Here is a 26,252-nt window from a genome sequence, read left to right on the forward strand (position 1 = left end):
TCATTAGTGAATAACAAAGGAGAAAGCACAAATGACTAATGACGAACCTAGCCCAGTTCTTCTGACTCCGCAGTTAAATTGCCGACACTGGCACTTTGAAAAGAGGCCGGCAAAGACTGGCTATTACGAGAATATGGCTCTGCCAGGTTAGAACGCAGTTGCCGCATCAGACTTGCCATTTCTAGGGCATTCATGGCATAATCCCAGCCATGATTACCTTTGATGCCTGCCCGTTCTAAGGCTTGCTGCATAGTATCTACTGTCAAAATGCCAAAAATTACTGGCACCCCAGTTTGAAAGCTAGCGGCGGCAATGCCTTTAGAAACTTCTGAAGATACGTAATCAAAATGGGGTGTTTGCCCTCGAATGACTGCACCTAGACAAATTACAGCATCATAACGATGGGAAAGTGCTAGTTGGCGAGCTACTAAAGGTACCTCAAAACTTCCTGGAACCCAAACATAGTCCACCTGATTACCGTGGGGGTTAGGGTCTACACCGTGGCGTTTCAAGCAATCTTGACATCCCTCTAGCAGCTTTCCGGTAACAAGGTCATTGAATCGACCAATCACCACTGCAAACCGCAAAGGCTCCGTTTGGGTAAAAGTTCCCTCGAAAACTGCCATGACTGCCTCTTAATTAACTATATTTCTGGCCAATATACATTTCTGATTAAAATGTAGAGGAGCAGGAAAGCACGGTCAGAAAAAAGGAAATCGGAAAAATTTATCCTTTTTTCCTTTGGTCTTTGACCTTGGCTTTTCTGCCCCTCTAGTTCTTATATTATGTGCCTGCGCCAGAGCGAAGCCGTCGCCTACACGACAAAAAAGTTTAACAAACCAACTAAAAATACCAAACCAATCCAGACACCGGAACCAACCCAGAGTAGTTTTTTAGATTCAACCCAATTTTGGGGAGTGGCGTAAGCAACCGGAACGCCCACAACCAGGACAAAGGACAACAGAACTAGACCTATCAAGGCAAATTGGAATATTATGGTCATTTTTGCTTCTCCCAATACAGCGAAATAGTGATATATCCTAGATTAACAGTAAGCATGTACAGTGTAGGCAATGAGCGTAACTCCTGCTATTTCATAGGACATTTCCAAAAGCTCTGGTTTTATGTCCCCGTGATGCCCCACAGCCGACAGTTTGATTTTTTCTTCCTTTCGTACCCCACAAATTTTACGACACAGGATGAATTGCTTATGACTTTTGCACTGATGTGTCAACCAACGGTAAATTTGCATTCTTTGAAAGGATGCCTACTCGTTTCCCGTTGTCTAACGTTTCACGTAGGTTTCCCAGATCGCAGTAAGCGAGGTGTATCAATGACCGTGGGGGCGAGTAACCAATTAAATCATACAACGCCCTGATCATCTATTTCAGAATATTTGACAATTAAGGTGCTGACTCTGAGGGTTAAAGGGTGAGGCTTCTGTCCATTTTAGCTAAAGAGACCTCTAAAGGCCCTTGAAAGTTATGGTTGGGGTCTAAATCCACATACTCTACGTAATTACGAATTACGAATTGTTAAAAGATGCTTTTATCCATCAGAACCAAATTAAAGCTTACCAAAAGTCAACGCTGGAATTGCGAGGTTTACTTACAATTGGGGTTTAGCGACTTGGAAGGATTTGTACAATGATGGATTAAAGCCTGACAAATATCTCTTAAAAAAGTTCTTCAATAATCACGTTAAACCAGAGTTAGGGTGGATTAAAGAGAAAGGGATTTGTCAGAAAATAACTCAATATGTCTTTGACAATTTAGGCAATGCGTTTAAGAGATTTTTTGCTGGACTTGGTGATTATCCGAACTTTAAAAAGAAAGGAAAAAATGATTCTTTCACAATTGATAATGGGGGTAAACCGATTCCTGTGGGCGGTAAATCTGTAAAACTTCCGACTATAGGCTGGGTAAAGACTTACGAGGGATTGCCGCACACTACTTGTAAAAGCATTACTATTTCTCGCACTGCTGATAGTTGGTTTATTGCTTTTAGCTATGAGCAAGATTGTCAGCCAACTAATAAAGCTCATGATGCTGTTGGTGTTGACTTAGGGGTGAAACAACTCTCTACTCTGAGTACCGGAGTCGTATTCCCTAACCCGAAAAACTATAGACAGAATTTAGCCAAATTAAAAAGGTTATCCCGCACACTTTGTCGAAAAATTAAAGGCTCTAAAAATAGGTACAAGGCTAAAATTAAACTTGCCCGACATCATGCAAAAGTAGCGAACCTGAGAAAAGATACTCTTCACAAAATTACTACTTACTTATGCAAAAACCACGCCAAAGTAGTGATAGAGGATCTTAATGTCGCAGGGATGATGCAGAATCATAAGTTAGCTGGTGCGATCGCTGACTGTGGATTTCATGAATTTAAACGTCAGCTTGAGTACAAGTCTAACAAGTTTGGTTGCCAAATTTTCATCGCTGATAGATGGTATCCATCCAGCAAGACTTGTCAAAAAGGTGGCAACGTTCAGGATATGCCCTTGCGTGAAAGGACTTACAACTGCAAAGGGATCTGAACGCATCGATTAATTTATCGCGGTTGGCTTGACCGTGAAAGCTTACTGAGGGTTAACCGCTCCCATGCCCCCGTTGAAGTAAGAAGTAAAGTCTAGAATTGTCTAGGTTTTATATAGCAGCTACACTAACACTTAATTTCTTGTTTTTAAGTTACCAGAAATTACAACATTTTAGTCATTTATCCTTTATCTAAGTACCGATGACCAATGACCAATGACCAATGAGCAATGACTATGCATTTAATTCTTTGCCACACTACAGCAGATTTTGACGCGCTAGGAGCAGCAGTAGGATTAACGCGCCTACTACCGGGAAGTAAGATTGTGCTGACTGGCGGTTCTCACCCTCCTGTACGGGATTTTTTGGCATTGCATCGGGATGAATATCCTCTAATTGAACGCCGTTCGGTGAATCCGGAAAAAATTCGTTCTTTGACTGTGGTGGATACGCAACACCGCGATCGCTTGGGTAAAGCTGCCCAGTGGTTAGATTTGCCCAATCTAAGAGAGATTATAGTTTATGACCATCACCTAGGACAAGAGTCAGATATTCTCGCCACGCGATCGCATATTTCCTCAGTGGGAGCCACTACGACTTTAATTGTTGAGCAATTGCAACAACAGCAAATTTCCCTGACTCCAGCTGAAGCAACTGTGATGGCTTTAGGTATCCACGTTGACACTAGCTCCTTGACCTTTGACCTGTCTACACCACGGGATGCTTTAGCTTTAGCTTGGTTGATGGAACAAGGTGCCAGTTTGTCGGTAATTTCTACCTACCGTGACCCTGGCTTGTCTTTGCAATTGCAGCAGCTATTAACTGAGGCGCTGGAAAATTTAGAATATCTCTGCCTACATGGATATACGGTTGCTTGGGTAACTCTAAAAACAGATAGTTTTGTGCCAGGGTTATCGAGTTTAGCTTCGGAACTCGTGGAATTAACCGAAATTGATGCCATACTGTTGGCTAATGAGTATCCTTTAGGTGAAAGTGATTCACACTTAACAGTAATTGGGCGATCGCAAATTCCCAAAACAAATCTTAACCTATTATTCCAACTCTTGGGCGGCGGCGGTCATTCACAAGCTGCATCCTTGAACCTACGCAAAGTAGATTCGCAGACCATATTAAAACAACTCCTTGAGGGAGTAAAAGCACAAATTCCCCATCCCCCCACTGCTAGGGATTTGATGTCTTCCCCTGTCCGCACTATTTTGCCTGAAACCACAATTGCCGAAGCCCAGCGCATTTTGTTGCGCTATGGACACTCTGGTTTATCTGTAGTTGATGCTCAAAAGCAACTGGTAGGTATTATTTCGCGGCGGGATATCGATATCGCCTTGCATCACGGATTTAGTCATGCGCCAGTCAAGGGTTACATGACTAGGAATCTGAAAACGATTACACCAGATACAACATTGCCAGAAATTGAAGCGCTAATGGTGACATACGATATTGGACGTTTGCCAGTATTGGAGAACGGTCAGTTAGTTGGTATTGTCAGCCGTACCGATGTCTTGAGGGAATTGCATCAAAACAGTACTGAGTTCCGAGTGCTGAGTCTTGAGTCTCAATCATCACTAAAAAATCAGCACGGGCTAAACCATAGCTATCTGCGAACAGGACTCAATATTGAGTTGCAGAATAAATTTGCTCCTCGATTGTGGCAATTACTCACCACAGCATCGCAAGAGGCAGAAAAACGGGGTTGGCATCTTTATCTAGTGGGAGGTGCGGTGCGGGATTTGCTATTAGCCCAAGCATCGGGCACTTTGATGATTAAAGATATTGATCTTGTGGTTGATGGCTTTCATAACGCAGCAGATGTCGGTGCTGGTGTGGAATTAGCAAAGGCATTACAACAACTTTACCCTTCGGCCCGCTTAGAAAATCACGGGGCTTTTCAAACTGCTACTTTGCTGTGGCACAAAGACCCAGAATTAGATTCTTTATGGGTAGATATTGCCACTGCTAGAACAGAATTCTATCCTTATCCAGCAGCAAATCCAGAAGTTGAGGCGAGTTCCATTCGTCAAGATTTGTATCGCCGAGATTTTACCATCAACGCCCTCGCCTTGCGTCTCACTACTCCCCGTGCTGGTGTAGGGGCGCAGCAGGCTGCGCCCCTACTTGACTTCTTTGGCGGGTTAATCGATTTACAAGCTAAACAAATTCGGATTTTACACGCCAATAGCTTTATCGAAGACCCCACCCGGATTTATCGTGGTGTGCGCTTTGCTGTGCGCTTCGGATTTCAGATTGAACCGCAAACTGAAGAGTTTATCCGCTATGCCATCAACAGTGGCGTTTACGATCGCACTGCTCAAGAGAATAGCAGAACTCCAGCCCTGCAAACTCGACTGAAAACAGAATTAAAGCACATCTTAGAAGCCCCTTACTGGAAATCGGCTTTGCAGTTACTTGATAACTTAGGGGCGTTGCAATGCATCCATCCTACCCTGAAGCTAGACGCAGAACTCCTGCGGCAATTACGTTTACTAGAACGCTGCTTGCGGCGATTTGACCCGCAACCAACCCTTATTCATTGGGAAATGTGCCTAGAAACGTTAATCGCCCACCTAGCACCAGAATATCGGGCGAAAGTAGCAAAAAATCTGCAATTGCCAGAGGATAGCATTGCTAGGCTGAAGAACTTAGCTCAAGTGCAAACTGAGGTGATGACATTATTGCCCACTTTGCAACGCCCCAGCCAAGTAGTACAGTTGCTGCGACAGTATGATTTACCAATACTGATTTTAATCGCCGTGCAAAGTCCGCGAGAGATTAGACATCAGATTTGGGAATATTTCACTGTTTGGGCGAATGTGCAGCCACTATTGAATGGCAATGATTTAAAGAAACTTGGTTACAAACCAGGGCCACAATATCGGCAAATATTAGATGATTTACTTGCTGCTACCTTGAATGGAGTGATTAAAGATAGATTTGAGGCTGAGGAATTTTTAGCAGAACACTATCCTAAATGAATACATGAGCGATCGCTCATATATTTGTGGAGTGTTGAGCAACAGATTATCAATTCACGTTTCATCATCATTAACGCTTTGTAAAAACAGGCGATCGCCTATGGCATTATATGCGATCGCAGTAGTCTAAATTGGATCTGGGTCGATATTTAACTCACGCAGTTTTGCTGCCAAACGTTCTGCCTTTTGTTCTGCTTGTTCTGCCTTTTGTTCTGCTTGTTCTGCCTTTTGTTCTGCTTGTTTTGCCTTTTGTTCTGCTTGTTCTGCCGTTTGTTCTGCTTGTTCTGCCGTTTGTTCTGCTTGTTCTGCCGTTTCTTCAGGTGTTGGTACTAGTTGCCCAACTGATGTAAAAAACCGCAATAGACCTTGGTGAATTCCCAGATATAAGCCTAGCTGATGACTCCACAAATGTCCTTGCTCTGAAGCTTCTAGAGGTTGGTACTCTCCATCCACTAAATGAAATCCCGCAAATTCTTGTGTATAAGGGTCGAACCAAAAATAATCGGGTGTGCGGAAGGTATCTTGATAAATTTTTTTCTTTAAGTCTTTGTCAGTATTAGCTGTTGATTCCGAAAGAATTTCTAGAATTACATTCGGATATTTGCCATCTTCTTCCCAGACTACCCAACTTTTACGGGTTTTACGTTCGGTTCCCAGCACTACAAAAAAGTCTGGACCTCGGAAGTGTTCTGATTTGCGTTGGCGTGGACTGTAGTAGATAGTCAGGTTTCCAGCTGCGTAGAAATCATTTCTATCTCGCCACAGCCATTTTAGGCATTTGAGTAAGAGCATGATTTGCTCTAGATGAAGTTCGCTTTCCAAAGGAGGCTCATCACTATATAGATCACCAGGGGGAAATATAACATCTTGGCAGATGCCTTGTTGAGAATCTAATTCTTGAGCTATGGTCATAGAATGGATACGGCATCAAGTAGTTATAGATTTATTTTAGCAGTGTTGTAGTAAGCGTTCGCATAGTATACCGTAGGTAATTGCCTATTTTTAGGGCAAGGGTAAATAAACTATTCGGTCTTGATATTCATCTTCTTCTGAAGCCAAAGCACCTATTATTAATTCTTCTATATTTTCACCAATACTCAAATTTGGATTGAGGATGAAAATTCCTGGGATGTGACGATTAACAGCGATATGATCAGCTAAATGTCCTGGCATAGAACTTCGATTGTTTGTCACAAGTACAAAATTATTCTCCTCACACCAACACAGAATTATTGGATCGAGTGTACTTTTCGGTGGAGTTTCTGATTCTCCTACTACCTTGATAATAATATCAGGTTCTCTTAGCCTAATTTGATTTGGATAGATAGGATTAACATTTTCATCTCTCAGATATTTCAGTGCCATTTGTTTGTTTTTTGGCTTGTCTTTCAATTCGGAGTTGGCGCAGTTTCTCCGACACTGGTGGAGGATTAAGCCGTTGTTGTTCTCGCATTCTATGACCGTGTTCTATCCAGTTTTTTATGTAAACACTGACACTTTCTTTGTTTTGCAGATAATAAAGAATAGTTGCATATACTTGTTCTAAAGAGATTGATTGATAGATTTGGGCAATTTCTTCTGGAGAACGTCCACAATCAATGTATTCATAAAGAATTGTTTCAATACCAATTCTTGAGTCTTTCAGTCTAATGTCTTCAGAAGAAAGAAAGTTGAAATACTCGGTGATCTCTTTGGTAGACATAGATTGACCTATATCAATAGTTAGTTATTATATATGCTAATCTTTTTATGAAAGCGTTCGCACTAAATTAGGGGCTTGAAAAAAATGCGATCGCTACGCTTTAACCTGGATATTGAAATTGTCGAAGAAATGGTAGTAGGTATCAATGATTATCAAGCAGCACTTTGGGTAATTTCCCATGATCTAAGCCAAATTAATATTACTCAAAGTTTCAAGTTCAGAGAGCAAGCCTTGCAAATGACAACCTATTCACCCACTACACCAGAGCAATATTATCGAGAGTTGCTGGAATGTCACGATATATGTTATTCCAGCCCGGTGTAGCTCTCGTTTGTGTGCCCGTAAACTCCGCGAATTCTATTCGCCATGAAGTCGCATATCGCCAACCCCAAATCTCAACCTCTACAACAGAAGCCGTAAAGCATACGAGCAAGTTATAATTCTCTTGCGGTGCAACGTAACAAAAATTTATGAGTAATCCCCTTGTGCAAGCCTTTTTCGTAGGCAGAGCGGTAGCTGAAGTAGTTAATGAGCGTTTAGAGGTCGCCTTGACCGATGCTTTGAGTGATCTGGGCAAATTTGATGCAGAAGCTAGAGAGCAGTTGCGCCAGTTTACAGAAGAAGTCCTAGAGCGGGCAAATCGGACAGCAGAAGCAGCTAATCCTGGTCAATCTACCACAGGTAGTCGGCAAGCCAGTTCTGATTCAGGTGACTTGCAAGCAGATATTGATGAATTGCGAGCAGAAATTGCCCTGTTGCGAACAGAATTGCAACATTATCGCCGAACTTCTGCATAAATTTAGTCATTGGTCATTTGGTCAAAGGACAAAAGACAAATGACACTTCATCAAAAACAGTTTAGGAATCAGAGTGTCTTTTCTTCTACGTGATTCGGTTTCAAACCAACGGTACACAAAGCATATGGAACAAGGTTATTCAGATCAGGCATACCGTTGGAATCGGGAAAACTACTCTAGCAGACGGCGTTTTGTGGACATTTGGTCTTTTGTCTTGACCTTAATGTTCAAGCTTTGGCTATACAACAAATCTTGGAGTTACGCAGGTGGAGTAACTGAGGTAAAGCAAGCTGCAAGACGCAAAACCCAAGCGGTCTGGATTCGTAATACCCTGCTGGATTTAGGGCCAACTTTCATCAAAGTCGGGCAATTGTTTTCTACCCGTGCTGATATATTCCCTGGTGAATATGTAGAAGAACTAGCCAAGTTACAAGACAAAGTACCGGCATTTAGCTATGAGCAAGTAGAAGCGACCATTGAGAAAGAACTAGGCAAGAAAATTCCTGAACTATTCCATAATTTTGAACCGATTCCCTTAGCTGCTGCTAGCTTGGGGCAAGTACACAAAGCTGTGCTTTATACTGGGGAATCGGTTGTTGTCAAGGTGCAACGTCCTGGACTAAAGAAGTTATTTGAAATAGATTTACAGATTCTCAAGGGAATTACCCGCTACTTTCAAAACCATCCCAAATGGGGGCGGGGGCGAGATTGGTTGGGTATTTACGAAGAGTGTTGCCGTATTCTTTGGGAAGAAATTGATTATCTTAACGAAGGTCGTAACGCCGATACTTTTCGCCGTAACTTTCGCGGCTACGATTGGGTGAACGTCCCAAGAATATACTGGCGTTACGCCACGTCCAGAGTACTGACTTTGGAATATCTCCCTGGAATTAAAATTAGCCAATACGAAGCTTTAGAAGCAGCAGGTTTGGATCGAAAGGCGATCGCTCGTCAAGGCGCTCAAGCCTACTTAATACAGTTACTTAATAGTGGCTTTTTTCACGCCGATCCCCATCCAGGGAATATTGCGGTTAGTGCAAGTGGTGCTCTAATATTCTACGACTTTGGCATGATGGGGCGGATTAAAGCCAACGTCCGCGAAGGATTGATGGAAACACTGTTTGGTATTGCCCAAAAAGACGGCGATCGCGTTGTTCAGTCTCTGATCGATTTAGGCGCGATCGCTGCAACCGATGACATGGGACCAGTACGGCGTTCCGTCCAGTACATGCTGGATCATTTCATGGATAAGCCCTTTGAAAATCAATCAGTTGCAGCAATCAGTGACGATCTTTACGAAATCGCTTATAATCAGCCATTTAGATTTCCAGCAACCTTCACTTTTGTGATGCGAGCCTTTTCTACCTTAGAAGGGGTAGGCAAAGGTTTAGATCCAGATTTTAACTTTATGGAAGTTGCCAAACCATATGCAATGCAGCTTATGACCGATATGAATGGTTCTGAGGGGAATAGCTTTCTTAACGAATTAAGTCGTCAAGCAGCTCAGGTAAGTAGTACTGCCTTTGGTCTACCACGTAGATTAGAGGATACGCTAGAAAAGCTGGAGCGGGGAGATATGCGCCTGCGCGTTCGGTCTATAGAAACTGAACGGCTGTTGCGGCGACAGAGCAGTATTCAACTTTCAATAAGTTATGCTCTGTTAATCAGTGGTTTCACACTTTCAGCTACGATCTTAGTGGTTAGCAATCATGAATGGTGGGCACTAATCCCTGGTTTAATTGCAGCAGGGCTTTCAGTGATCCTGATCCGACTACTTTTACGCCTCGACCGTTACGATCGTATGTATTAATTGTTGCAAAAAAAATATGAAACTTAATTTCACGGGTTTTACCGATCCGGGACTTATTCGTTCTAATAATCAGGATACTTACTATATCGACCCAGAGGGGCGGTTTTTCGTTGTCGCCGATGGCATGGGTGGTCATGCGGGAGGTGAAGAAGCAAGTCGGATTGCCACTAAGGAAATTCAGGCGTATTTGGTGGAAAATTGGCAATCTCCTAAATCTTCTCAAGAATTGATCGAGCAAGCTTTGTGGGACGCCAATGAAGCAATATTGCACGATCAGCAAAATCATCCTGAACGCGCCGACATGGGTACAACGGTTGTAGCGGTAATTTTTCGCGCCCCAGAGTCGCCCTGGTGCGCTCATGTTGGCGATTCGCGGCTGTATCGCTTCCGAGAGTCGCAATTAGAACAGGTAACGGAAGACCACACTTGGGTAGCACGGGCAATTAAAATCGGTGACATCACCTTAGATGAAGCACGATTACATCCTTTTCGTCATGTATTATCGCGCTGTTTGGGGCGTCAAGACTTGCATCACATTGATGTGCAACCACTGGATGTAAAAGTTGGCGATCGCTTGCTGTTATGTAGTGATGGTCTCACAGAAGAACTTGTCGAACAGAAGATTGCTAGCTGCCTCCAAAACACTCCTTGGCTTGATAAAGCCGCCATCTCTCTAGTTGAGGCTGCCAAAGACCACGGAGGGCACGATAATATCACAGTTGTCATCGTCTCACTCGACTAAATAGTCATTAGTCCATTGCTTATTATCCAAAGACAAAGGACAAATGAGTAATCCGGTAAATATACTCAGCAATTTGTTCAGCGTGAGCATTTTTCCTTTTTACAATTTGATACAAATACTTTTAGCCTCCAAAGTAATGAGGCTAAATTTGCATAAATTGGTAAATTTACATCTTGCACGTAATAAGGTAAGGCGACTATAATTCACGCTTATCACCATTCATTCCCCAACCTCCTGAAAATTCCTATCCTCCGAAGTTTTCTCCATATTGGGGCAGACAGCATCTTAGTTTTTCTGTTTAAGAAAAACTATCGAGGGTTAAGGATAGCACCTGATCTTCTCCTCAAAGAAGAGTTGTGCAAAGCAGAAAGGAGTGAAAAAGGTAGTTATACCTATCTGAAACCAAACAGAGTCTATTTTCCGGAATATAGTCCGGCTGAGTTGGGTGGTATATCAGTAGGATTAGGTGCAAGATATCAGAGCAGAAAAATTCCGCATTTAGGATGTGGGCAAATCTGTCAAACAATTGTTATCTTTCTTAATACGGAGGAACAAATGTTGGACAGTTACAAGTCCAAGTATTATCCCATTTGCACTTCTGTGAGCGATATCACCTTTACGCGTTGTTTTTTCGGAGTTAACTTATGAACCAACCAATGAAACTATCCTTGGAACAGCAATTCAGTATCTGCTCATTTTCTACTCAGGTGCAAAATATGAGCCACGAGCAAGCCAAAGACTTTTTGGTAAAGCTCTATGAACAAATGGTAGTGCGCGAGGCAACTTATCAAGAGCTTCTTAAGCACCAGTGGGGCTTAGATTCCGGTTCCACTATGGCATAGAGTTGTTCTGATGTCGCAGTGGACGACCTCCTTCTCTTGCTTGGTTCCAAAGAGGAAAAGAGCTGGGGCTGTCGGGGCGTCAACTTCGATAACTAATTCCACAAGAGCGGTGCAAAAGTTCAATTCACGAAATTAACTAAGAACGAGTATACATTGTCTACGGCACATCTGCTGGAATCTAGACCTAGCTTTAGCTTTGTCATCTAAACTCATCGTTTGCTTTAGCTAGATTTGTTTTGTTTCCTCTAGTCTGTGAATCACGCCTGCGTAAATTTATAATCATCTGGAATATCTACACAGGAAGAGCAAGAGAGAATTTAGACACTACTGCTTTGGTAGCTATTTATTTCACTCTTTATACATATAACTAGAACTTACATCTTTATACATATTTTGTTTATAAAACTTTACATTATTGGAGTGGCCACACCTTAGTTCCATCTAAAATATGTAACATTCGGAAATTATGCCTAGCTGGAAAGATCGTATGGAGAATCTGTATCAATACTTTCCAGTCTTGTCAGAATTTGAGGCTTAATCTTTTCGTACTCGCTTTTGAGTAAGCTTTTACTAAATTGGGGGTCGGCAGAGGACATTGATGTATTACTGATTGCGACCCACTCTTGCAGCCGTTGGCGCTGGGCAGAAGCGACGCTGGAAAGTAAGATATGGGTACAGCGATTTGGTGTTTCTCGTGCAAAGAACAACAGGCGGTAGTAACCTGAATCCTGTAGTAACCGGGCAATTTCTTGACCAAGACTGGTTTTGAGATCAAGATAGTAAGGCAACCATTTAGCACCATGTTTGCGGTTATAGATCACAGTAATCCATAGCAGCATCGGATGAGGAACAGAGATGAAAAGAAACTGATTATAGCGGGTACAGAGTAAGCGCTTTTGAATTTCCTCTTGCGGTAGCATCACCCATAGAGCTGGTAAAACCTGCCCATTGGTATGAATGGGCTGGGGAAACACAATATCGGCAATTGGTTTATTTTGCGGCCAGGAAATAGTACGAGCGATTTCATCGTTTGACCAGGATGCCCGCAAATCGGCTTTTGCCTTTTCTTCAACAAGCTTAGGGCTAACTGTAATAGCAGGAACTAGGGCATGGCTGTCTTGCATAATTTTGCGTGTATGCTCAGGCTTTTCTTGAGATGCTAAAACTCTGAGGATTTCAGCGATATTTTGGGGGCGATCGCGTGGTACTTTAGCTAGACAACTTATCACCAAATTTTCGATTTCTTTTGGTAGTTCTAATCCAGGCACAACCTCAGCAAAAGAACGTGGTTTTTGATAGTGATGTAATTTATACCACGCTCCAAAAGAGTGAGTTGATGCCACCAGTGGCATTTTGCCTGTGAGCATCTCAAACATCATCACGCCCAAACTATAAATATCAGCACGGTTGTCTAATTCTTTACCCTCCATCTGTTCGGGAGAAGAATAAGCCAATGTCCCCAAATAAAATTTTGTATGGTCGCCATCTGACTGTAATAACTTAGCAATGCCAAAATCTAGAACCTTGACCAATTCTCCGAAACTGGAATCTTGAATCACCAGTATATTGCTTGGCTTAACATCACGATGGATAATTGGGCAAATAGTGCCTTCAACTGAGATGCCATCATGAGCGCACTGTAACCCCAGGCTGAGTTGACGCGCCATACTCAAGAATCTTGGTAAAGGCAGTCGTTGCTTGCGAATAATATTGTTCAGGCTTTGTCCTTGTAGGTATTCCATGACGTAGAACGGAATATTATTCTCATCTACGCCATAGTCCATAACTCGGACAATGTGGATGCTTTTTTGCCCTAGTAAAGCACAGGTTTTTGCTTCTCGCTCAAAGCGGTCTTGCAATCGCAGCTTTTCATTTTGGATTGATAGAGCCAGAAACTTAACGGCAACAGGTACACCTCCCAACAAAGTATCTTTAGCACGATAAACCCGACCCATAGACCCAGTACCGATTAACTCCTGGAGTTGGTAGCGTTTGCTGAGTAAGCGACCAATGTTGGGGTCTGACATAGAGAATTTGAATCCAAAAGCAGATTGTAAGTGTTTGGGAGGAAAAGTGCATTCAAACTGATATCTGAATTATTGCACCCAGAAATGACTTTCTAGGCTTGTACCGCAAGGCAGAAGTGGGAAGTCAAAAAGCTTATAGGATAGGCTTTTGTGCGATTTGCAATCGTTGCTCTATTTAGGCGGTGCTGTACTATAGCAATCCTAAATCATTCGTGAGAGAGAAAATCGCTGAAAGGCTTTAAAATACGTACTTTTAATCTCAGTATTTTCTCACGTTTCAATTCGGATTGCTATAGCTTTTTTCAGTCCTCTTTTAGAGGATTGAAACCATTCTCTGGTAGGTTGCAACCGAGACGGTTATTACAACTGGTGCAACATACCAGATCAAACAAGCAGAAAGGGTAGATTTATAATGACGTTTTGTACCATTTTGCACTTTAATTATCGTGTAGTTTTAGTTTGCCCAATTTTGACTAAATAGATAACTCTAGGATCTGCCAAAAACCTTAATTAGGTAGCAGCATACTCACCACAGAGTTCTGAGAACTGTATGATGAGTGCGGAGTTTTGAATATCAATAAAGCCTGAGGGGGCGACATGAAGCCGTGCTAGGCAGATTTTATCAGATATAAGCCCTCATACCTTGTAAATAATGCTCTAACTTATTCAGATTTATAACTGTTATTTTAGTGGCCAATGACCCACAACTAAAGTTTTACTTGATTAGCACTTTCCTCCTACCTCCAGCAAGACTTTCCCCTGCCTTTGTTTTATAAGTAGGGGTAATCACAGATACTTATTGCCTAACCAGGTTTTTAACCTTCAGGATCATTCTGAACTACGTAAGGATGTATTTTTTTTATAAAACTGTGATAGCACTAATTGGTAGTTTTTGTTTTTTTATGTAGGTTATAAGACATATCAAAAACTGATTTATTACCCCTCACATAGTATTGAATTCGACGTTCGATAATATTGTTAAATCGAGAAATAAAATCAGAAAAAAAGTACGGGTTTTTCCTGATTTCTGTTAATGCTGTTAACCATTTCCTTTCCTTGATAGGCACTACAACTTGAAAGTAAGCTAGATTTCTCTTAAAGACTGCAAGATTATAAGATAGAGCACGCATTAAAGCTGGATTTTTTTTCACAACTTCTTGTTGAATGAAATAATTAGTAGCTATGCAGCATTGATTTAGACGTGACAATATGCTTTGATGTACCATAGAATTGGGGCGTGAGCGGTAGAAATAATAGGGTTTCGGCACAACAAAAAAGCGAGCGCCATTGATTAAGCATTTCATATCAAGCCAAAAGTCCTCAGCTATGCTTAAGGTTTCATCGTACTCAATGCCGTGCTTAACCAGAAATTCTCGTTTAAATATAGGCTTGCTTAAACCAAGATGCAACCCTGCTTGTCCATAGACATCAGTTTCTACAAAATAAATGATATCAATTTGGAGAATTTTATCTATATCTATATCTTCTCCACTTTCTTGAATCAATGTACTCCAAGGAGATGTTGCACCATCTTTGATTAAATAAAGATCGTCAGCAATCATATCTGCATTTGTTTCCTCTGCCAGCAATACAAGCTTTTCTAATCTTTCAGGAGCATACCAGTCATCTGAATCCAGAACAGCAACCCATTTTCCTTGGGCTGCTCTGAGGGCACGATTACGCGCAGCAGAAACCCCAAGATTTTGTTGATTAACTATCACTTTGAGACGTTGGTCAGTAAAACTTTTAGCGACTTCTACAGTTTTATCACTTGAACCATCATCGACCATGACAACTTCAATATCAGTGAGCGTTTGCTTTAAGGCTGACTCTATTGCCTTCGCAATATAAGCTTCAGTATTGTAAGCAGGGATAATCACAGAGACTTTAGGATTCATGAAACTGAACTCCTGACTACACGATTAGATCAAAATGCTAGAATCCTGATGATAGTTTTAAAATTTCTTTTTTACTATAAGTACGTAGACATAAATAATTCCAGGTTTGTAGTGAGGGCTGAAACCCTATTTTGAGGACTGAAACCCTTGCTACGAGCCTATTTAATGGATTTTATATTCCGTAACATAGTTTGGTTTATTCTTGCCTACTTAGTTACAACTTAGCAAGTATGTGAGCATAAACAATTACTCATTAAGTTCAGGCATGAGACATTCTATAGATGACAAAATTTTCTCCAAAGGGCGATGCCTGCGGTGGGCTGCGCCTATGCTGTCAAATATTATAGTCTGTAATACCTTTTGTCAAGCAGCACTTAACCTCTTAAAACGCTTATATCTAGATCAAGCTTTTTTCCCGGAATTTTTAGGTTGACTGACGCTCTAGGCTAGCTTCCATTGTGGTAGTTAAAAAATGACCAGCCAAGATGCCACTGCTGAGGTAGTATGTATCTTCCGAAATCCGGTGTAGGGTTTCAAACCCACTACGACGCTGACGATCGTCTAGTACTCGGTAATGCTGCACAATAGTATCTAGACCAATCCAGCCTTCCCCTTCAACCTGCCCCAAAAGATTATGTTGCAATAAAAAAGTATACTGCCGCTCTCCCTGATGCAGCCGCCCCTTGTATTGTAGAGAGATTTCCGAGCGATCGCTACCAGGAAATATCAGTTTTGTGGCCATAGTGAACCAGTTATCTCGATTCCAAGCTACCAAGGTCATACCCTTGACGCTGATTGGCATACCATTACGTTCCAGCCAATTTCCTTGCATTACCCAGCGTCCTGGTTCTAATAAAAAAGTATGAGCCACCTTCTATTCCTGCCTTGATCGAGTACCGCCAAGACTACAGTTATAGCAGTGCTGAGTAATGAAGTGAAGAATGAACCGCGATCGCGTTGAAGAAATTTTTTTATTTGTTTTTCCTGTCTCCTAGCTCCTTAATCAGGACTCACTACTCAATACTGACCTTGGTAAATTTCTCCCAAAAGGACTTCTTGAGGTGCCCCAGTGGCAGTAGGTAGGTTCCCAGGAATACCCAAATGTCGCCAGTAGGCTAAAACCGCGAAGGCGATCGCTTCTTTAAAATCTGCGCTCAAGCCGACTTCATCTGTAGTCCAGACTGGTATTGATGTCAACAATAACTGTAATCTTTGTTTCAAATAGAAATTGCGACTACCACCGCCACATAATAGTACCCGTTGTGGCATTTCCGGCAAAAAAGTACGGTAACTATGGACAATTGAAGCAGCTGTAAGTTCGGTAAGAGTTGCCAGTACGTCGGCAGCATTAAGTTGGTATGCTTGGGCATCTTGTAAACACTGATGCAGGTAAGTCACACCAAATAACTCTCGACCAGTGGATTTAGGCGGTGGTAGATGAAAGTAGTCTTGGTTGAGCCATTGTTCTATCAATGGATGGCAAGGAGTACCACTCGCTGCCCAATTGCCATCTTCATCGTAAGTTTTAGCACCAGCGCTTAAATGCTCCACAGCCAGATCCAACAGGCTATTTCCTGGGCCAGTATCCCAAGCGCGAATTTTTGAGAGCCAGTCGCCATGCCGAGGCGGAATATAAGCAACATTACCAATACCACCAATGTTTTGAATACAACGCCCCTGCTGGGGATGACTGAGTAAATAGGCATCTACTCTAGGTACCAGAGGCGCACCATGACCACCAATAGCGATATCAGCAACGCGGAAGTTGCTCACAGTTGTAATGCCTGTAAGATGGGCAATTAATGCACCGCGCCCTAGTTGCAGACTGTAGCCGAGTCGGGAGTCGGGAGTGGTTTTCTTCGCCATTCCCCTATCCGCAGGTGGTCGATGATAAACTGTCTGACCGTGGGAGCCAATGAGAGTGGCTGGGTGATGGCCAATTTGAATATTTTGGGCGGCTTGGGCAAAGACAATGGCGATCGCATCATCTATTTCTGCCAATTCTGCCATTGAGATGGCAACGCCTGCACCAACCGCTAATATTCTTTCTCTGAGTTCGGCTGGATAGGGATATGTTACCCCAGCTAGCAACTCAACTTTGAGATCCAATTCTGTACCGCAAATCTCTACCAACGCAGCATCTATACCATCTACGGATGTGCCACTAATTAAACCGATAACGCGAGTAGGAACAGCAGCTTCTTCAGTCGGATGCATTGATAAAGATTCTTTTGTTGATTCCAAGAAGTAGTTTAATTTATGTTACTACCCATGTCAAAAAAACTCAGTTGGCATAGTTGACTGGAGAAAGTTGACACCCAGTACTCATGCCTTCTTTATCTAAAATCCTAAAAATATAAACTGCCTGTAAATCACCAAGTAGCACCTTTTATAAAAAAAGTTTGTTTACAATTCAGTACTGATAACTTTGTGCTTTCTACATAAAGCTAAGATGTTACATAACTTAACACCAGTGATTTTACTCTAAATAAAGTCCTATAAATTACATTTTATCTGGGCAGAATCAAATCGAAACAGTAGTAATCCTTCTGATGTTTAAATCTAGAAGCACATTGCACAATGGGCGTTGAACGGAGAAAAATCTTAACCCTGAGAAGAATTGTAGAATGAAAAGTTTTTTAATTAAGTCCGCGATCGCTTCTGGTGTCGTTTTGTCCTTAGCGACTCTTACCCGCCCTGCAATGGCTTCCTCTTTTACGGTATCAATAGAAAACGCAGGCGTACAAAATGCCCAATTATCAAATCTTGTTAGTTCTAATGTAAACACTTTTACTGGACAAACAGCAGGTTACAGTGCAAACGGCTTTACATCAACTATTGGTACTTATGATAACGGTCTGATAAAAGATGCAAACCTATATGGTGGTGCTGGTGGAGCAGGTCAATATTTTGATGTAGACACGAATAACGGTAGTGTTAAAACGGTTTCCACCTTAACTTTGAAAAACGCACAAAGTTACTTTGGGCTTTGGTGGTCTGCGGGAGACGCTAGTAACGTACTTACATTTCTTTCACAAGGTAAGGTTGTACAAACTATCACCACTGCTGATGTGGTTAGTTATATCGCAGGGTTAGCAAATAAAGCCAGCTACTACGGTAATCCTAATTCGACATTCGCAAATCAGGATTCTGGAGAACCCTTTGCGTTCATCAACTTCTACGATGTTGCCGGAACTTTTGATCAGGTTCAATTCACCAATGTTGGCGGAACTGGTTTTGAATCAGATAATCACACAGTCGCTACTAGCTACAACAATATCACCGGTAATGTAGTTACCAAAGCAGTTCCTGAGTCTTCTTCTCTATTAGGAGTTTTTGTGATTGGTTTTGTGGGCGCTACTTCAGTTCTGACTCGTCGAGTCAACAAAAAGTCAGTTTTGCAATTGTCATAAGTGGATGCCTAAGCTAGGAAGTCACCCTCCTGACTCGGCGTTGACAAACCGTGTATGAGACGTTAACCTCACACGGCTCCTCAATAATTTGGTAAGATTTTCCTGATTTTCTCTCCTAACCCCAAGCTCCACGTTCGCGTAGCGTGCCGTAGTTAGGATTTCCCAACTTCCGACGACAATTTTAAATACAAGTTAGGGCGAGCTTACTTACGGTAGGTTCGCCCTAATCCTTTTACCATTTACAATACCTTCGCCAAAAAAATAGTATGAATTATTGATCTTAAGGCTTACCATCGTGGTTTTCGATTTGTTCGTGAAATGTTAAAAATGCTTCCCGAAATCCCTGAGCCTATTTTATTAACCCAGATTTTTGCCAAGCTTACTGCTTTAAGACGTATTCATCCCGTTTCCACCGGCGTTGAACCCTCGTAAATTGGCAGAGGTATTGTCCAGATGACATTAAAATATGTCACTTCACAGCAAGAGGTACTCTATTGTGATTCATAAGCAAAAACTAAACCCTACCGTAAAAAGTAGGGTGTTTTCTTATAGGCGTTTTGCTCGTAATTCTCTAGTTATTACTCCAACAACTCTGGACATATAAGATAGAGTAGATTCTCACTCACAAGGTTGAGCATTCCTTGAGCATGGTTGCTGAGTAATATTTTGTACTTAAAAACCATGATCAAGTGCTGAAAGTCAGGTAAATGAGCATTAGGTGAGCATTTTCAAGGGAGTAAAGGCTGAAAGTATTGCTATTGCGTAATTAGCTCTATGGTGCATATCAAGCGCGTGGAACTTACGAACTTCAAATCCTTCGGTGGCACTACTTCAGTCCCTTTGCTACCGGGGTGTACTGTCATATCTGGGCCAAATGGTTCGGGTAAATCTAATATTCTCGATGCACTGCTATTTTGCTTGGGACTTTCCAGTTCTAAGGGAATGCGAGCCGATCGCCTCCCGGATTTGGTAAATAACACTCAAACAGCTAAAGGACGGGCTTCTATTGAGGCTAGCGTCACTGTGACGTTTGATTTGTCGGGGGAGGATTTATCAAGCAGAGGCGCAAAAGCGCAAAGTGAGGAAGCCACAGAACAAGTAGATGAAGATCAGGAAAATTCCCACTCCCGTACAGACGCGATTAATCGCGTCTGTACTCCCCACTCCCCAACTGAATGGAGTGTTACTAGAAGGCTGCGAGTTACTCACCAAGGGACTTACACATCGAATTACTATATCAATGGTGAAGCCTGTACGCTGACGGAATTGCATGAGCAACTAAGTAACCTGCGGGTTTATCCTGAAGGCTACAACGTGGTGCTGCAAGGGGATGTCACCAGCATCATCTCGATGAATACGCGGGAACGGCGGGAAATTATTGATGAATTGGCTGGGGTGGCGGCGTTCGATCGCAAAATTGTCCAAGCCAAATCAACTTTAGATGAGGTGAAGGAAAAGGAAGATAGCTGTCGGATTATTGAAACGGAATTAACTGCACAGCGCGATCGCCTTTCCCAAGATCGGGCGAAAGCTGAGAAATATCAAAAGCTTCGCACGGAATTTATCGCCAAGCAATCTTGGGAAGCAGTTTTATCATGGCGATCGCTACAAGCACAACAAGAAAAGTTAGTTAACGAAATTCAAAGTGGCGATCGCAATTCTGGTGAACTCACTACCCAACTCACAAACCTAAATTCCGAAATCGTCCAAAAAACTGCTGAACTAGAAAAACTCAATGCCCATGTCAAAGCCTTGGGAGAAGATGAACTTTTGGCGGTACAATCTACCCTCGCCACCCAAGAAGCAGAACGTAAACAACTCCAGCGTCAGCTAACGGAATTAGAAACAGCAACGCAGGAAACTGCCAAACGTCTGGCTCAAACTCAGCAAGAGATTCAAAAATACCGTCTTTCCTTAGAAGAAATTGCCGAAACACAGATTCTAGAGACGCGATTTATCGCGTCTTCACAACAGCAAAGGGATGAGGCGCAGCAAGCTTTAGAAAGTTCCCGCGAAGCAGCAGCAGAAATCGCCTCGGCTTCGGAAGCGTGGGTGCAGCAACAAACAGCATTCAACCGTCAAATTGAAACTTTGCTGCAAACTCTGGAACCGCAACGCACCGAACAAGCACAACTTAGGGAACGCAATAATCAGTTACAGCAGCTTATCCAAGAGCAAACTCAGTTAATTGAACGTGACGAACCACTATTAGCAGAAAAACAAGCTGAGTGTAATCAAGTTGAAACGGAATTTAACGCCTCTAGCGAACCCATCCAAAATTTAGCTCAAAATCTCTCAGCCACAGAACAAGAATTGCAAATCCAACAGGAAACCCAAAAGCGGTTACTTTCTGAACAACGGGAAAAACAACGCCAGTTGGATAAAATAGAGGCGCAAGCGCAGGCACAGCAAGAAGTCCAAGGAACCCAAGCTAGTAAAGTCATTTTACAATCTGCAATGCCTGGACTTTGTGGCTTAGTTGTGCAGTTGGGAAGGGTGGAACCCCGCCATCAGCTAGCCTTGGAAATGGCTGCTGGTGGGCGCTTAGGACATATTGTAGTTGAAGATGACAGCATCGCCGCAGCCGGAATTGAACTGCTCAAACAGAAACGTGCTGGGAGGGCGACTTTTTTACCGTTGAATAAAATTCACGCTCCCAAATTTACTCAAGATGCAACGCTGCGTTTTGCCAACGGTTTCGTTAACTATGCTGTTAACTTAGTCGATTGCGATCGCCGTTACAAAGATGTATTTAGCTATGTTTTCGGTAACACGGTAGTATTTGCCAACCTTGAGGCGGCGCGGAAAAACTTAGGACTGTATCGCATTGTCACCTTAGACGGGGAACTGCTGGAAACTAGCGGCGCAATGACTGGTGGTAGTAACACCCAGCGTTCAGCCTTGCGGTTTGGTAATGCAGAAGCGGCGGAATCTGATGAAGCGATCGCTTTAAGAAGTCGCTTGGTGGATATTGAGCGGGTTTTAGAGCGTTGTACTGAGGCGATCGCTACTTTGTCAACCAGAACCAAGAAACTGACGCAAGAACTCACAGAAGCGCGTCAGGCGCGGCGCGAACAGCAGTTGCAATTAGAACAGTTACAGAAAGATATTAAGAGTTTAACAGGGCAATTAGAAGGGACGCGATCACAACTCTTACAAAACAGTGAAAAGTTAGCCACGGCTCAATCCCGATTGGAAATTTTAGAACGGGAATTACCGGGACAAGAAACTCAGTTGCAACAATTGCGACACGCTTTAGCAGAGTTGGAAGCTTCCCAAACTCCCAGCGAATGGCAGCAAATCCAAGCGACAATTAAAATTCAAGAGCAACAATTGCAACAACGGGAGACAGCATTACGCGAAGCTGAACAAAGATTAAAAAATTTGGAAAATCAGCAACAGCGATTACAAGAAAAAATCCAAGAAGGGGAACAGAGGATTACAGAATATCAGCAAGAACAACAAACACAACAAAATCAACTGTCTTCCCTCAGTACTCAGCACTCAGCACTCAGCACTCTGATCGCTGAAACCCGGGCGACGCTGAGTCAAATGGAACAGAATTTGGGAGAAGAGAAACAAAAACGTGATGCTACAGAACAAGAAGTGCGATCGCATCTTTTGCGTCAACAACAATTGCAATGGGAAATCCAAAAACTCCAAGAAACCCAAGAAAAGCGGCGGGAGGAATTAGTTGCTTTGCAAAGTCAGTTGCGGGATGTGGGAGCAGAATTGCCAAATCCCTTGCCGGAAGTTCCAGATCAGGTAGACTTGGAAGAATTGCAGAAAGAATTGCGATCGCTTACCAAACGCTTACAGGCAATGGAACCTGTGAATATGCTGGCGTTGGAAGAACACGAACGCACCCAAAACCGCCTCCAGGAACTCACGCAAAAATTGCAAACTTTAGAAGGGGAACGCACCGAATTACTTTTGCGGATCGAAAATTTTACCACATTGCGGCAACTTGCCTTTAGAGAAGCTTTCGATGCTGTCAACGAAAACTTTCAATCGATTTTTGCCATTCTTTCCGACGGCGACGGCTATTTACAACTCGAAAATCCCGAAGATCCCTTTAGCAGTGGACTAAATTTAGTCGCGCACCCCAAAGGCAAACCAGTACAGCGCCTAGCTTCCATGTCTGGGGGAGAAAAATCACTCACCGCCTTGAGCTTTATCTTTGCCCTGCAACGTTATCGCCCATCGCCATTTTACGCCTTTGACGAAGTAGATATGTTTTTAGATGGGGCAAACGTAGAACGATTAGCTAGAATGATTAAACAACAGTCACAACAAGCGCAATTTATAGTTGTGAGTTTGCGTCGTCCGATGATAGAATCAGCCGAACGCACAATTGGCGTTACTCAAGCACGAGGAGCTTACACTCAAGTTTTGGGGATTAAGTTACAATCATCCAATACATCTGTTTGAGTTTTTGTTAATAATAGTGTATAGATAAACCACGTCATGTGCGACTTTCTCTCAAACTTAACCCCCAACCCCTTATCTAAAAGGGTTGAGGAGCAAAAATCAAAGCCTCTCTTCCACAGGGGGAGAGGTTTAGAGAGGGGTTGCAAGAATAAGTCGCACATCGCGTTAAACCGGATTCGAGATCAGGACTCGGTATAGAATGACCTCTGAACAGATAATTAGGCGTTCCGACATATTAAATACCCAGGTGATTACCCGCGACAACGGCAAGCGGTTAGGCATCATCAGTCAAGTCTGGGTTGATATTGATCAACGAGAGGTTGTGGCACTTGGTTTGCGAGACAGCCTGATCTCTATTTCGGGCATACCGCGCTATATGTACCTCAACAACATCAACCAGATTGGTGATGTCATCCTGGTTGATAACGAAGATGTAATTGAAGATATCGAAGTTGAATCTCTCAGTAATCTGATTAGCTGGGAAGTAATTACAGAAACAGGTGAAGTATTAGGCAAAGTTCGGGGCTTCAAGTTCAACGCCGAAACCGGGAAGCTTAACTCCATAGTCATTGCTTCTTTAGGATTGCCCCAAATTCCCGATCAATTTCTGAGTACTTACGAATTCTCAGTGGATGAAATTGTCAGCACTGGCCCCAATAGGTTGATTGTGTTTGAGGGAGCCGAAGAACGAGTAAACCAGTTAACAGTTGGTTTACTAGAGCGCCTGGGTATCGGCAAAGCGCCGTGGGAGCGCGATGCAGAAGAAGAATACGGCTATACTCCACCACGCCAAGTTGCACCCGGCAATCAACTGCCTAGTGGAGTGCCATTGCAGCCACCCAGGCAAAAAGTTCGCGCTCCCGAACCCATAGCGCGGGAAGAGGAATGGAATGAAGATTATGTGGAAGAAGAAAGGCCACAGCGTCAGGTAATGAGGGCGCAGCAGTATGAATCTATTCAATACGAAGAAGATGAGGAAGAAGATAACTGGAGCGAGGCAACGGGCAGTGACAGGTATCAACAACCGCAGCAACCGCTAATAAAATATGAAGCCCAGCCCATCAGTAAGCCATACGTTGATGAATACGATGATTATGACGACGTAGAGGGCGATGCTTGGGAAGATGCGCCGAAGCCCGTGAATATTCCCAAGAAAGTCAAGGAAAGGCAGCCAGAATACGAAGAAGAAGGCGGGTATTAACTAATTCGTAATTCGTAATTCGTAATTTAAGCCAAAAATTACGAATTGTTTCTCAGATAAGTTCAGCTCTCTCTTTGCAAGCAAGGAGGGGGCTAATTTTTGGCTAATTTTTTAGGATAATAGTCTTAGACCTGATGATCGTTTCGCTCCTAAAGAGGTCTATAAGTATTACAGTATAGTAATTCTAGGCGGAATAAAGCGATCGCTCCTAGAGAGGTTTTATGTCCCTAACGCTTGAAGACTTGGAAAAAATGCAGCAACAGCACCCTGACTTTCGCATGGAATTAGTTAAGGGTAATATTATTGTCATGAGTCCATCAGGATACGAATCAGATGAAGTCGCAGCTGAAATGGTAGCCCAGTTACGTAACTGGGTTAGACCGCGCAAACTGGGACGAACAGCAGCTTCTAGTGCTGGTTTCAGATTGCCAAATTCAGATTTACGCGCACCGGACGCCTCATTTGTTTTAGCCGAACGCTTGCGTCGCAGTCCCAAGTCTTTTGCTCAATTGGCTCCCGATTTGACTGTAGAGGTGAAGTCCCCTAGCGATAATTTAGAGGATCTGAGAGCCAAGATTCAAGAATTTCTGAGTTTGGGAACTAAGGTAGGAATTTTGCTCAATCCAGATGAGCGGATTGTTGAAGTTTATAATTTTGGACAAGAGGCAATAATACTCCATGATGGCGATATTTTAACAGTTCCCGAACTGCTCCCAGGATGGGAAGTACCAATTGCAGATTTGTGGCCTCTAGAGTTTGACTAGGATAGTGGTAAAAGATCCTCTAGATGTAAATGGATGGAACTAGTACCGCAAGGCGGAAGTCAAAAGTCAAAAGAATTGTATTCCGGGCTTTTGCGCCATTTGAAATGGTATGTTTATTTACGCCGCGTTGTATTAGAAGTTTATCGGGTTCCAATATAATCATTTAACCTTCAGCAGTTTAAAAACTACCGAATAGGGACGTGTTTTGCAATTGAACAGCTTCCGGTCATTTTCTGCAAGATGATATCGTTCTGGGGTAATTCTTGGCTCTTCAAATTCGTCCACAGAAAAACCTGCTGCCTTGAAGACTTTCCAGTAATCGGAAAGAGGACGGTGAAACCAGATAAATGGTGTTGTAAAATGCTTCCAAGGTTGGTCGTTGTGTTGTGTCCTTTCAAAGTAAGAAGAAGTCCAACCATAAAAAACCGTCCTATCCTCATTTACAGCAGTCGAGTTGCCTTGACGAAAGCAAGGATGTGAGAACACAAGAATTGCAATACCATTAGGCTTGAGAACACGATTGAATGCCCTGATTGCTCCTTCGAGATCAAGCAAATCCATGAGAACGTAATTTGAGATGATAATATCAAATTGTTCATCTGGAAGCGACTTGAGTTCAGTGCATGAATCCAAATGAAAATCTATATCTAGATTCTTTTGGCTAGCTCTGAATTGGGCAATTTCTATCATCTGAGGTGAAAAATCTATAGCAGTTACATTGGCTCCTTTAAGGCAAAGCTGGCGTGCCAGATATCCTGTGCCACAACCAGCATCGAGGACAGACAATCCCGCAACATTACCAGCAAAATTCCATAGTACCGGATCTGAGTTCAGAATTCGATTGCTGTCGCCATCCTCGCCAACTTGAATATCCCAGTCTCCAGCTCTATTATCCCAGAGTTCAAGTATTTCTTTCTCGTCAAACTTTGCGATTATTTCTTCAGTCATATCTTCCTTCGGAAAAGAATAATTTAACAGGACTTACGCAAACAATAGCCAAGACCCTAATTTCAGGTAGGGCAGTTAGTTGAACACATTCGGCAACATGGAGAAATTCACACTTGTGTGAGGCTGGAATGACCTTATTTTAATTTTTTC

Annotated in this window: 22 protein-coding genes and 1 pseudogene; 13 read left to right on the top strand and 10 right to left on the bottom strand. The window is 42.7% G+C overall.

The window, feature by feature from the left end:
- Positions 1-47 precede the first annotated feature (47 nt).
- Together ribH and psbZ are read right to left on the bottom strand one after the other, a co-directional pair.
- On the bottom strand, positions 48-626 hold the full coding sequence (gene ribH / locus V7K36_RS01300; RefSeq protein WP_334827423.1) for a 6,7-dimethyl-8-ribityllumazine synthase: 579 nt from the start codon (positions 624-626) through the stop codon (positions 48-50).
- Between the two features lie 188 nt (positions 627-814).
- Positions 815-1,003 (bottom strand): photosystem II reaction center protein PsbZ, encoded by a 189-nt coding sequence (psbZ, locus tag V7K36_RS01305; RefSeq protein ID WP_300415693.1) that lies wholly within the window; start codon positions 1,001-1,003, stop codon positions 815-817.
- Between the two features lie 636 nt (positions 1,004-1,639).
- On the opposite strand from psbZ, the gene V7K36_RS01310 reads away from it, so the two are divergent.
- The 3 genes from V7K36_RS01310 (at position 1,640) to V7K36_RS01320 (ending at position 5,657) form a co-directional block, all read left to right on the top strand.
- Positions 1,640-2,539, top strand: a complete 900-nt coding sequence (locus V7K36_RS01310; RefSeq protein ID WP_335112520.1) for an RNA-guided endonuclease InsQ/TnpB family protein — start codon at positions 1,640-1,642, stop codon at positions 2,537-2,539.
- Positions 2,540-2,773: 234 nt separating this feature from the next.
- A complete protein-coding gene (locus V7K36_RS01315) occupies positions 2,774-5,527 on the top strand; it encodes a CBS domain-containing protein (RefSeq protein ID WP_335112726.1) in 2,754 nt (917 codons plus the stop codon).
- A gap of 4 nt (positions 5,528-5,531) precedes the next feature.
- Complete coding sequence (locus V7K36_RS01320) at positions 5,532-5,657, top strand: hypothetical protein (protein WP_335112522.1); 126 nt, start codon at positions 5,532-5,534, stop codon at positions 5,655-5,657.
- On the opposite strand, the gene V7K36_RS01325 is transcribed toward V7K36_RS01320, so the two are convergent.
- From V7K36_RS01325 to V7K36_RS01335, 3 genes are all read right to left on the bottom strand, one after another.
- Positions 5,654-6,439, bottom strand: coding sequence for a Uma2 family endonuclease (locus V7K36_RS01325; RefSeq protein ID WP_335112524.1), 786 nt, complete (start codon positions 6,437-6,439; stop codon positions 5,654-5,656). The two genes, V7K36_RS01320 and V7K36_RS01325, sit on opposite strands and share 4 nt — an antisense overlap.
- 90 nt (positions 6,440-6,529) lie before the next feature.
- Positions 6,530-6,892, bottom strand: coding sequence for a hypothetical protein (locus tag V7K36_RS01330; RefSeq protein ID WP_335112526.1), 363 nt, complete (start codon positions 6,890-6,892; stop codon positions 6,530-6,532).
- Positions 6,867-7,229, bottom strand: coding sequence for a DUF433 domain-containing protein (locus V7K36_RS01335; RefSeq protein ID WP_335112528.1), 363 nt, complete (start codon positions 7,227-7,229; stop codon positions 6,867-6,869). Before V7K36_RS01335 ends, V7K36_RS01330 begins: the two co-directional genes overlap by 26 nt.
- Positions 7,230-7,313: 84 nt before the next feature.
- Here V7K36_RS01335 and V7K36_RS01340 point away from each other — a divergent pair, with 84 nt between their 5' ends.
- The 5 genes from V7K36_RS01340 to V7K36_RS01360 all read left to right on the top strand — a co-directional run bounded on the left by V7K36_RS01340 (position 7,314) and on the right by V7K36_RS01360 (position 11,420).
- Positions 7,314-7,553 (top strand): hypothetical protein, encoded by a 240-nt coding sequence (locus V7K36_RS01340; RefSeq protein ID WP_335112530.1) that lies wholly within the window; start codon positions 7,314-7,316, stop codon positions 7,551-7,553.
- 146 nt (positions 7,554-7,699) lie between these two features.
- Positions 7,700-8,026: a DUF6825 family protein gene (locus V7K36_RS01345; RefSeq protein WP_335112532.1), complete on the top strand. Its 327-nt coding sequence runs from the start codon at positions 7,700-7,702 to the stop codon at positions 8,024-8,026.
- A gap of 124 nt (positions 8,027-8,150) precedes the next feature.
- On the top strand, positions 8,151-9,836 hold the full coding sequence (locus V7K36_RS01350; protein WP_335112728.1) for an ABC1 kinase family protein: 1,686 nt from the start codon (positions 8,151-8,153) through the stop codon (positions 9,834-9,836).
- A 16-nt stretch (positions 9,837-9,852) separates the two neighbouring features.
- Positions 9,853-10,578 carry a Stp1/IreP family PP2C-type Ser/Thr phosphatase gene (locus tag V7K36_RS01355; protein ID WP_335112535.1) on the top strand — a complete coding sequence of 242 codons (726 nt, stop codon included), beginning with the start codon at positions 9,853-9,855 and terminating at the stop codon, positions 10,576-10,578.
- Between the two features lie 644 nt (positions 10,579-11,222).
- Positions 11,223-11,420, top strand: coding sequence for an NblA/ycf18 family protein (locus V7K36_RS01360; protein ID WP_094348015.1), 198 nt, complete (start codon positions 11,223-11,225; stop codon positions 11,418-11,420).
- A 470-nt stretch (positions 11,421-11,890) separates the two neighbouring features.
- Here V7K36_RS01360 and V7K36_RS01365 read toward each other — a convergent pair whose 3' ends face one another.
- From V7K36_RS01365 to V7K36_RS01380, 4 genes are all read right to left on the bottom strand, one after another.
- Positions 11,891-13,447, bottom strand: coding sequence for a serine/threonine-protein kinase (locus V7K36_RS01365; protein WP_335112538.1), 1,557 nt, complete (start codon positions 13,445-13,447; stop codon positions 11,891-11,893).
- Between the two features lie 878 nt (positions 13,448-14,325).
- On the bottom strand, positions 14,326-15,345 hold the full coding sequence (locus tag V7K36_RS01370; RefSeq protein WP_335112540.1) for a glycosyltransferase family 2 protein: 1,020 nt from the start codon (positions 15,343-15,345) through the stop codon (positions 14,326-14,328).
- A 424-nt stretch (positions 15,346-15,769) separates the two neighbouring features.
- A complete protein-coding gene (locus V7K36_RS01375; RefSeq protein WP_335112542.1) occupies positions 15,770-16,216 on the bottom strand; it encodes a hypothetical protein in 447 nt (148 codons plus the stop codon).
- A 146-nt stretch (positions 16,217-16,362) separates the two neighbouring features.
- Positions 16,363-17,562, bottom strand: a complete 1,200-nt coding sequence (locus V7K36_RS01380; protein WP_335112544.1) for an anhydro-N-acetylmuramic acid kinase — start codon at positions 17,560-17,562, stop codon at positions 16,363-16,365.
- A gap of 410 nt (positions 17,563-17,972) precedes the next feature.
- On the opposite strand from V7K36_RS01380, the gene V7K36_RS01385 reads away from it, so the two are divergent.
- The 5 genes and pseudogenes from V7K36_RS01385 to V7K36_RS01405 all read left to right on the top strand — a co-directional run bounded on the left by V7K36_RS01385 (position 17,973) and on the right by V7K36_RS01405 (position 25,154).
- Positions 17,973-18,758: an Npun_F0296 family exosortase-dependent surface protein gene (locus V7K36_RS01385; RefSeq protein ID WP_335112546.1), complete on the top strand. Its 786-nt coding sequence runs from the start codon at positions 17,973-17,975 to the stop codon at positions 18,756-18,758.
- 270 nt (positions 18,759-19,028) lie between these two features.
- A pseudogene (locus tag V7K36_RS01390) lies at positions 19,029-19,190 on the top strand (IS4 family transposase); the annotation flags it as partial.
- A gap of 342 nt (positions 19,191-19,532) precedes the next feature.
- Entirely contained in the window at positions 19,533-23,189 is a 3,657-nt protein-coding gene (gene smc, locus V7K36_RS01395) for a chromosome segregation protein SMC (RefSeq protein ID WP_335112548.1), read from the top strand.
- Positions 23,190-23,388: 199 nt separating this feature from the next.
- The gene (locus V7K36_RS01400; protein WP_335112550.1) at positions 23,389-24,390 is read left to right on the top strand and encodes a PRC-barrel domain-containing protein; all 1,002 of its coding nucleotides are present in this window, start codon (positions 23,389-23,391) and stop codon (positions 24,388-24,390) included.
- 221 nt (positions 24,391-24,611) lie between these two features.
- A complete protein-coding gene (locus tag V7K36_RS01405) occupies positions 24,612-25,154 on the top strand; it encodes a Uma2 family endonuclease (protein ID WP_335112551.1) in 543 nt (180 codons plus the stop codon).
- Positions 25,155-25,313: 159 nt separating this feature from the next.
- Here V7K36_RS01405 and V7K36_RS01410 read toward each other — a convergent pair whose 3' ends face one another.
- A complete protein-coding gene (locus tag V7K36_RS01410) occupies positions 25,314-26,102 on the bottom strand; it encodes a class I SAM-dependent methyltransferase (RefSeq protein ID WP_335112553.1) in 789 nt (262 codons plus the stop codon).
- Positions 26,103-26,252: the final 150 nt, after the last annotated feature.

The sequence above is a fragment of the Nostoc sp. genome, assembly GCF_036919555.1.
Taxonomy (GTDB): domain Bacteria; phylum Cyanobacteriota; class Cyanobacteriia; order Cyanobacteriales; family Nostocaceae; genus Nostoc.

Coding starts and splice junctions, on each gene's coding strand:
- ribH (WP_334827423.1), bottom strand. CDS start 626: ATGGCAGTTTTCGAGGGAACTTTTACCCAAACGGAGCCTTTGCGGTTT.
- psbZ (WP_300415693.1), bottom strand. CDS start 1,003: ATGACCATAATATTCCAATTTGCCTTGATAGGTCTAGTTCTGTTGTCC.
- V7K36_RS01315 (WP_335112726.1), top strand. CDS start 2,774: ATGCATTTAATTCTTTGCCACACTACAGCAGATTTTGACGCGCTAGGA.
- V7K36_RS01320 (WP_335112522.1), top strand. CDS start 5,532: ATGAGCGATCGCTCATATATTTGTGGAGTGTTGAGCAACAGATTATCA.
- V7K36_RS01325 (WP_335112524.1), bottom strand. CDS start 6,439: ATGACCATAGCTCAAGAATTAGATTCTCAACAAGGCATCTGCCAAGAT.
- V7K36_RS01330 (WP_335112526.1), bottom strand. CDS start 6,892: ATGGCACTGAAATATCTGAGAGATGAAAATGTTAATCCTATCTATCCA.
- V7K36_RS01335 (WP_335112528.1), bottom strand. CDS start 7,229: ATGTCTACCAAAGAGATCACCGAGTATTTCAACTTTCTTTCTTCTGAA.
- V7K36_RS01340 (WP_335112530.1), top strand. CDS start 7,314: ATGCGATCGCTACGCTTTAACCTGGATATTGAAATTGTCGAAGAAATG.
- V7K36_RS01345 (WP_335112532.1), top strand. CDS start 7,700: ATGAGTAATCCCCTTGTGCAAGCCTTTTTCGTAGGCAGAGCGGTAGCT.
- V7K36_RS01350 (WP_335112728.1), top strand. CDS start 8,151: ATGGAACAAGGTTATTCAGATCAGGCATACCGTTGGAATCGGGAAAAC.
- V7K36_RS01355 (WP_335112535.1), top strand. CDS start 9,853: ATGAAACTTAATTTCACGGGTTTTACCGATCCGGGACTTATTCGTTCT.
- V7K36_RS01360 (WP_094348015.1), top strand. CDS start 11,223: ATGAACCAACCAATGAAACTATCCTTGGAACAGCAATTCAGTATCTGC.
- V7K36_RS01365 (WP_335112538.1), bottom strand. CDS start 13,447: ATGTCAGACCCCAACATTGGTCGCTTACTCAGCAAACGCTACCAACTC.
- V7K36_RS01370 (WP_335112540.1), bottom strand. CDS start 15,345: ATGAATCCTAAAGTCTCTGTGATTATCCCTGCTTACAATACTGAAGCT.
- V7K36_RS01380 (WP_335112544.1), bottom strand. CDS start 17,562: ATGCATCCGACTGAAGAAGCTGCTGTTCCTACTCGCGTTATCGGTTTA.
- V7K36_RS01385 (WP_335112546.1), top strand. CDS start 17,973: ATGAAAAGTTTTTTAATTAAGTCCGCGATCGCTTCTGGTGTCGTTTTG.
- smc (WP_335112548.1), top strand. CDS start 19,533: ATGGTGCATATCAAGCGCGTGGAACTTACGAACTTCAAATCCTTCGGT.
- V7K36_RS01400 (WP_335112550.1), top strand. CDS start 23,389: ATGACCTCTGAACAGATAATTAGGCGTTCCGACATATTAAATACCCAG.
- V7K36_RS01405 (WP_335112551.1), top strand. CDS start 24,612: ATGTCCCTAACGCTTGAAGACTTGGAAAAAATGCAGCAACAGCACCCT.
- V7K36_RS01410 (WP_335112553.1), bottom strand. CDS start 26,102: ATGACTGAAGAAATAATCGCAAAGTTTGACGAGAAAGAAATACTTGAA.